We start from the raw sequence: 6,345 nt of genomic DNA on the forward strand, positions 1-6,345 counted from the left end.
TGATGGTGATGGCCGAGCGCTACGGCCTGCCGAAGAAGTGGATCGGTTTCATCTTCCTGGCCGCACCGGTGGTCGTTTACGCGGTGATCGGCATCGTCAGCCGAACCACCGAAGCGGCCGAGTACTACGTGGCCGGCCGCCGCGTGCCGGCGATGTACAACGGCATGGCCACCGGGGCGGACTGGATGAGCGCGGCCTCGTTCCTGGGCATGGCCGGAACGCTGTACCTCGGTGGTTATGACGGCCTGGCCTTCGTCATGGGCTGGACTGGCGGCTACGTGCTGGTCGCGCTGCTGCTGGCGCCGTACCTGCGCAAGTTCGGCCAGTACACGATCCCGGACTTCCTCGGCGCGCGCTACGAGGGCAACCTGGCGCGGCAGATCGGCGTCGGCGCGACGGTGCTGGTCTCGTTCATCTATGTGGTCGCGCAGATCTACGGCGTCGGACTGATCACCACGCGCTTGACCGGCATCGCGTCGTTCGAGGTCGGTGTGTTCCTGGGCCTGGGCGGCATCCTGGTCTGTTCGTTCCTGGGCGGCATGCGGGCGGTGACCTGGACCCAGGTCGCGCAGTACATCGTGCTGATCGTCGCCTACCTGGTACCGGTGGTGTGGCTCAGCGTCAAGCAGACGGGCGTGCCGGTGCCGCAGGCCGTCTACGGCCAGCAGTTGCAGCAGGTGAGCCAGGCCGAAGAACGGCTGAAGGCCGACCCGAAAGAGCAGCAGGTGATCACCACCTTCCGCCAACGGGCAGACGAGCTGGGCAGCAGACTGCAGGATGTGCCGAAGGCCGTCGCTGCCGAGCGCGCAGCGATGGAGCGGCTGCTCGAATCGCTGAAGGCGGTGAACGCGCCGCAGCGCCAGATCCAGGCCGCCGAGCGCGCGGTGACTGCGCTTTCGCGCGACCCCACCGCCACCGCCGAAGCCTGGGCCCGCGAACGCGCCGAGCTGGAAGATCGCGCCCGCCCGCTGGGCGGCATGCCGAACCACGCGCAGCCCTATGCGGGCGACCCGAATGGCGACGCCGCGGCGCGTCGCGCCTACGAAGACTCGCGCAACAACTTCCTGGCGCTGGTGGTCTGCCTGATGATGGGCACCGCTGCATTGCCGCACGTGCTGACGCGCTACTACACGACGCCGTCGGTGCGTGAGTCGCGTGAATCGGTGGTCTGGTCGCTGCTGTTCATCGGCCTGCTGTACGTGACCGCACCCGCGTTGGCCGTGCTGGTCAAGTTTGAGGTCTTCACCTCGCTGGTCGGCACACCGTTCGACCAGCTGCCGGCCTGGATCGCCAACTGGGCCAAGGTCGACCCGTCGCTGGTCTCGGTGGTCGACGTCAACCGCGACGGCATCCTGCAGCTGGCCGAGATGAAGATCGGTGGCGACATCATCGTGCTGGCCACGCCCGAGATCGCCGGCCTGCCGTATGTGGTGTCCGGCTTGGTCGCTTCGGGTGGCTTGGCTGCGGCGTTGTCGACCGCCGATGGCTTGTTGCTGACCATCGCCAATGCGCTGTCGCACGACTTCTACGGCCGCATGATCGACCCCGACGCACCGACCGCGCGGCGCGTGATGATCTCGAAGGTGCTGCTGCTGGTGGTGGCCTTGGCGGCGGCGTTCGTCGCGGCGCGGCGGCCGGCCGACATCCTGCTGCTGGTGACCGCGGCGTTCTCGCTCGCGGCGTCAGCCTTCTTCCCGGCGCTGGTGCTGGGCATCTTCTGGAAGCGTGCCAACCGCTGGGGCGCCGGGGCCGGCATGCTGGCCGGGCTGGGCGTCTGCAGCTGGTACCTGGCGATCACGCAGCCGTGGCTGCGCGAGCTGCTGCACCTGCGCGGGCCGGCCACACTCTGGTGGGGCATCCAGCCCGTCTCTGCCGGCATCTTTGGCGTGCCGGTGGGGCTGGTGGTGATGGTGGTGGTGAGCCTGCTGACACCGAGGCCACCGCCTGCTGTCGAGGCGTTTGTCGACGGCCTGCGTTACCCGCGACAACTCAAGCCCTAAGGTGACGCTGAATAAGCCCACGCGGCCCGCGTGGGACTTGTTCAGCTTGCCTTCTAAGGCGCTGGCGTGTCGAGAAAGGCCTGCAGCCGCTTGGCCAGGGCCTCGGGCTGGTCGTGGTGCAGCATGTGGCCGCAGTTGGTCAGCAAAGTCTGCTCGACCTTCGGCACCGCGGCCAGCCGAGCTTCGAAATCTGCGCGCGGATAGCGGTTGCCCCACCACTTGGTCACGTCGGTCTCATTGCCTTCGACCCACAGCACCGGCGCGGTGATCAGCTTCCAGGTCTCGACGATCTCTTCCTTGCGGTAGAGGATCGGGTTGGCGCGCTTGTGCGCCGGGTCGCCCAGGATGTGCCAGCGGCCGTCGGCGCGCTCTTCGGCCCAATGTGCGGCCAGCCACGCGGCGTGCGCGGCGTCCAGCCGCGGGTTGTTCTTCATCAGGCGTTCCGCCACTGCACCGACGCTGCCGTAGTCGCGCAGCGAGACCTCGGTGCGCAGTTCGTCCAGCCATTGGCGCAGGCGTTTGGGCCCGTGGTGCGGCTTGGTCTCGGGCAGGCCGAAGCCTTCGAGGTTGACCAGCCGGCGGATGCGCTCGGGCCGCACGCCGGCGTAACTCATCACCACGTTGCCGCCCATGCTGTGGCCCAGCAGGTCGACCGGCGCGTCGCCGTTCAGGCCCAGGTCGGCGTGGTGCAGCAGCGCGTCGAGGTCGCCCACATAGTCGCCAAACCAGTAGGTGTCGGTCGGTGGCACGCGGGTCAAGCCGAAACCACGCCAGTCGGCCGCGAGGATGTAGCGCGATTCGCCTTCGAGTGCGGCCAGCGCGTCGACGACGAACTGGAACGAGGCGCCGACGTCCATCCACCCGTGCACCATGAACAGCGCCGGCTTTTCGGGTGTGACCAGCGACGGGTCGCCCCAACTGATCACGTGGTAGTCCAGCCCGCGCACCGGCACGTAGCGATCGGAGCCAGGGCGGCGGGGGGTGTAGGCGGTCGTGGTGGGTGAATCCATGCAGCGGAATGTAGGGGCTGCGCCGAAATCCTGCTGCCGCGGGGGTGACAGAATCGTTCGCATGACCTCTACAGCCTTCACCCTGCGCGCCGCTGAGCCGCGCGACGTCCCGGCCATCGTCGGCCTGATCGGCGAATTGGCCGAGTTCGAAAAACTGACCCACCTGATGCAGGCCACGCCCGAGACGCTGGCGCCGCACCTGTTTGGCCCGAAGCCGGTGGCTGAGAGCTGGGTCGCCGAATTGCCCGGCGGCGAGATCGTCGCCTTCGCGCTGTGCTTCACCAACTTCTCGACCTTCCTCGCCAAGCCGGGCCTGTACCTCGAAGACCTGTACGTGAAGCCGGTCCACCGCAGCCTCGGCATCGGCAAGGCCATGCTGACGCACCTGGCCGGCATCGCCAACGAGCGTGGCTGCGGCCGCTTCGAATGGAGCGTGCTCGACTGGAACGAGAACGCGATCCGCTTCTACGAGAAGATGGGCGCGACGGTGATGCCGGATTGGCGCATCTGCCGGGTCACCGGCGACGCATTGGCCAAGTTTGGGCAGATCTGATCATCGCAGCGCCGCCTCCCACTGAAACGCGCCGTCAGCCAGGCGTGGCACGCAGCTGCTGCTGTTGAGCTGCGAAGCCAGCCGCACGTCGTCGGCGTAGCCGCGTTCGATCAGCTCGCGGCCTGAGGCGCAGGCGGTCAGCTTGTCGTGCAGGTGGTCGCGAGCGGCCAGGAAGACGGCTTCGGCGGCCAGCGCTTCGGGCGACTTGCTGCCGGGCAGCGCGTTCACGATCGCGCCGGCGCCGATCATGTCTTCCAGGGCGACGCGCAGGCTGCCATCGGGCCACTGTTCGCCGGCCGCGATGATGGTGACCGGGCCGTCGCTGCCGCGCATCACCGAGCTGGCCGCCGCGCTGGCATTGCGCAGGCAGCCGGCGATCACAATCGGCGCGTGGCAGGCGCGGGCCAGCGTGCTGCCGTTCGGCGAAGGCAGCACCAGCCGGGTGCCGGGCTCAACGGCTTGCAGCGAGCCAGGTGACAGCGACAAGCCGCCTTGCTCGCGTGGGCCCGCCAGCAGTGCGCGGTGCTGGGCGGCATACGCCGCGGCCGAGGCGTCCTTGTGCGGGTAGGGCAGCACCGCGGCCCCGCGAGCGCAGGCAATATCGACACAGGTCGAGAACGACAACACATCGACCAGCACCACGGCCGGGCACAGCGCGGCCACGTTGCGCAGGCCGGGCATGCCCCAGTCGACCCGCACGTCGAAGCCTTGCTGGGCGGCGTAGATCGTCTGGGTAGGTGCGTTCACTCAGTGTCCTTCCGCAGGCCAGGCGCGTGTAGCGTCGCCGTTCATCAAGTGGCGTGCGCGGAGCCGGCTTTGCCGGTCCGCTGCGCGAGCCCCCTCGGGGGGCAGCCCGCCGGAGCGGGCGTGGGGGCTCACAATTTCCCTAAGCGTTCCTTGGCGTCCTCGAGGTTTTTGGGGTGGCCACGGCCGGCGCTGACGAACTTCTGCAGCAGCGCCTTGGCCTTTGCGAGGTCGCCCAGCTGCAGCCAGGCCAGCGCCTCGCGGTAGTCGATCGGCAGCGTGGCGTTGCCGCGCAGTGTGCGGGCCTGGGTGTAGAAGCGCAGCGCCTCTTGCGGCGCGCCGCTCTCGGTCTTGACGCGGCCCAGGCCGTAGACGGCGAAGGCGCGGCTGGGGTCGGCTTGAGCCAGTCGCTCGAACAGCGCCTGGGCCTGGGTCGGTTGCTTGTTGCTCAGCCTTTGCACGGCGATCTGGCCCAGGTTGGCATAGACGGATGAGCGCAGTGCGTTGTCATTGCCGGGCTGCACGGCCCACAGCAGCTTTTCGGCCTCGTCGAACTTGTCTTCGCTGATGGCGACCATCGCGCGCAGGCAGCGCGCCTGCTCGGGCTGCTTGGCTTCGGTGCTGCGCGCCAACTCACGAGCCTTGTCCGCGCCGCCGCCGGCAATGCTGGGCGCGGCCATGTAGAACTGCATCAGGGCGACGCGGTTGTTGAACGCTTCAGGTTGCAGCGCGACGGCCTTTTCGAACGATTCGCGGATGCGGCCTGCCAGGCTCATCGCCTTGAACATGCCGGCGCGCAGCGCCTGTGCGCCGAGCAGCGTGCCGAGCACGTAGTGGCATTCGCCCGCCTCGGGGTGGCGGGCGATGCAGTCTTCGGCCACCGGCACGGCCGCATCCACCTGCGCCGGCTGCGCGTCGGCCAGCAGCGAAAAACCCAGCGCCAGCGTGGCCTGCGGGTCGCCCGGCTCGGCCTTCAGGCGCTGGCGGGCCTGGGCTTCCAGCTCGGCGTGGCGGTCGTTTTCGAGCAGGTTTTCCCAGGCCGGGTCGCGCAGGCTCTGGGCCGTGGCAGGCATCAGCGGCAAGGCGCAGAGCAGGGCGAAGGTCAGGGTGCGCAGCGGCGCGAAGCGTGGGTACATGGCGGGATGACGTTTGAAGTGAAGCAGGGTGAAGCTGCAGATTTGCAGGGTCCGCCCGGTGGGCCGGCGCTTCGGCTGGCCGTACGCTTGGGAGGATGAACGATGAGCTTTCGGTTTCGGTTGACCGTGCGAATCCCGATGGCGCGAGCGACGCAGATCGCTACGCGCATTGGCATGGCAGCTTTCGCTGGCGCGTGCCGGCGCGTTTCAACATTGCCGAAGCTTGCTGCGCGCGCTGGGCGCGCGAGCAACCGCAGGCGGTGGCGATCCGCGCCGAGCGCGAAGACGGGCGCGTGACACTGCACCGTTATGCCGAGCTGCAGGCGGCCGCGAACCGGTTGTCGAACGCACTGCGGCGCCTGGGAGTAAGGCCGGGCGACCGGGTGGCGGTGGTGATGCCGCAGCGCGTGGAGACTGCGGTCTCGCACATGGCCGTTTACCAGCTCGGCGCGGTCGCGATGCCCTTGTCGATGCTGTTCGGGCCGGATGCGCTGGAGTACCGCCTGAACGACAGCGAAGCGCGGGTCGCGATCGTCGACGAATCGGCGATGGCGAATCTGCTGGCGGTGCGGGCGCAGTGCCAGCACTTGAAGACCGTGCTGGCGGTGGGCGAGGCTGCCGGCCAGGGCGACGTGGACTGGACCGCCGCACTGGCGCGCGAGGCGGCCACCTTCACGGCGCGCAAAACCAAGGCCGACGATCCCGCGGTGCTGATCTACACCAGCGGCACCACCGGCCCGCCCAAGGGCGCGCTGATCCCGCACCGCGCGCTGATCGGCAACCTGAGCGGCTTCGTCTGCAGCCAGAACTGGTTGCGGGGCGGTGGGAAGCCGCCAAGACGAAGGCTCGGCCTCGGTGGCGCCCCGGCCGATGCAGTGTTCTGGAGCCCGGCCGATTGGGCC

Annotated in this window: 6 protein-coding genes; 3 read left to right on the forward strand and 3 right to left on the reverse strand. The window is 68.8% G+C overall.

The features are described from left to right. Positions 1-2,000 (forward strand): sodium:solute symporter family protein (locus tag AC1DYI_RS23940; RefSeq protein WP_477206638.1); only part of this gene is annotated, 2,000 nt, incomplete at its 5' end. A 53-nt stretch (positions 2,001-2,053) separates the two neighbouring features. On the opposite strand, the gene AC1DYI_RS23945 is transcribed toward AC1DYI_RS23940, so the two are convergent. After that, positions 2,054-3,010 (reverse strand): alpha/beta fold hydrolase, encoded by a 957-nt coding sequence (locus tag AC1DYI_RS23945; RefSeq protein WP_477206639.1) that lies wholly within the window; start codon positions 3,008-3,010, stop codon positions 2,054-2,056. 61 nt (positions 3,011-3,071) lie between these two features. Here AC1DYI_RS23945 and AC1DYI_RS23950 point away from each other — a divergent pair, with 61 nt between their 5' ends. Further along, on the forward strand, positions 3,072-3,563 hold the full coding sequence (locus AC1DYI_RS23950) for an N-acetyltransferase family protein (RefSeq protein ID WP_477206640.1): 492 nt from the start codon (positions 3,072-3,074) through the stop codon (positions 3,561-3,563). Here the strand turns inward: AC1DYI_RS23950 and AC1DYI_RS23955 are convergent, their stop codons facing one another. Beyond that, on the reverse strand, positions 3,564-4,310 hold the full coding sequence (locus AC1DYI_RS23955; RefSeq protein WP_477206641.1) for a 2-phosphosulfolactate phosphatase: 747 nt from the start codon (positions 4,308-4,310) through the stop codon (positions 3,564-3,566). Between the two features lie 128 nt (positions 4,311-4,438). After that, a complete protein-coding gene (locus tag AC1DYI_RS23960; RefSeq protein WP_477206642.1) occupies positions 4,439-5,443 on the reverse strand; it encodes a tetratricopeptide repeat protein in 1,005 nt (334 codons plus the stop codon). 95 nt (positions 5,444-5,538) lie between these two features. Between AC1DYI_RS23960 and AC1DYI_RS23965 the strand changes: the two genes are divergently transcribed. Further along, positions 5,539-6,345: AMP-binding protein (locus AC1DYI_RS23965; protein WP_477206643.1), on the forward strand; the 807-nt coding region annotated here is incomplete at its 3' end.

It is taken from the genome of Ideonella sp. P3_A4 (genome assembly GCF_056403075.1).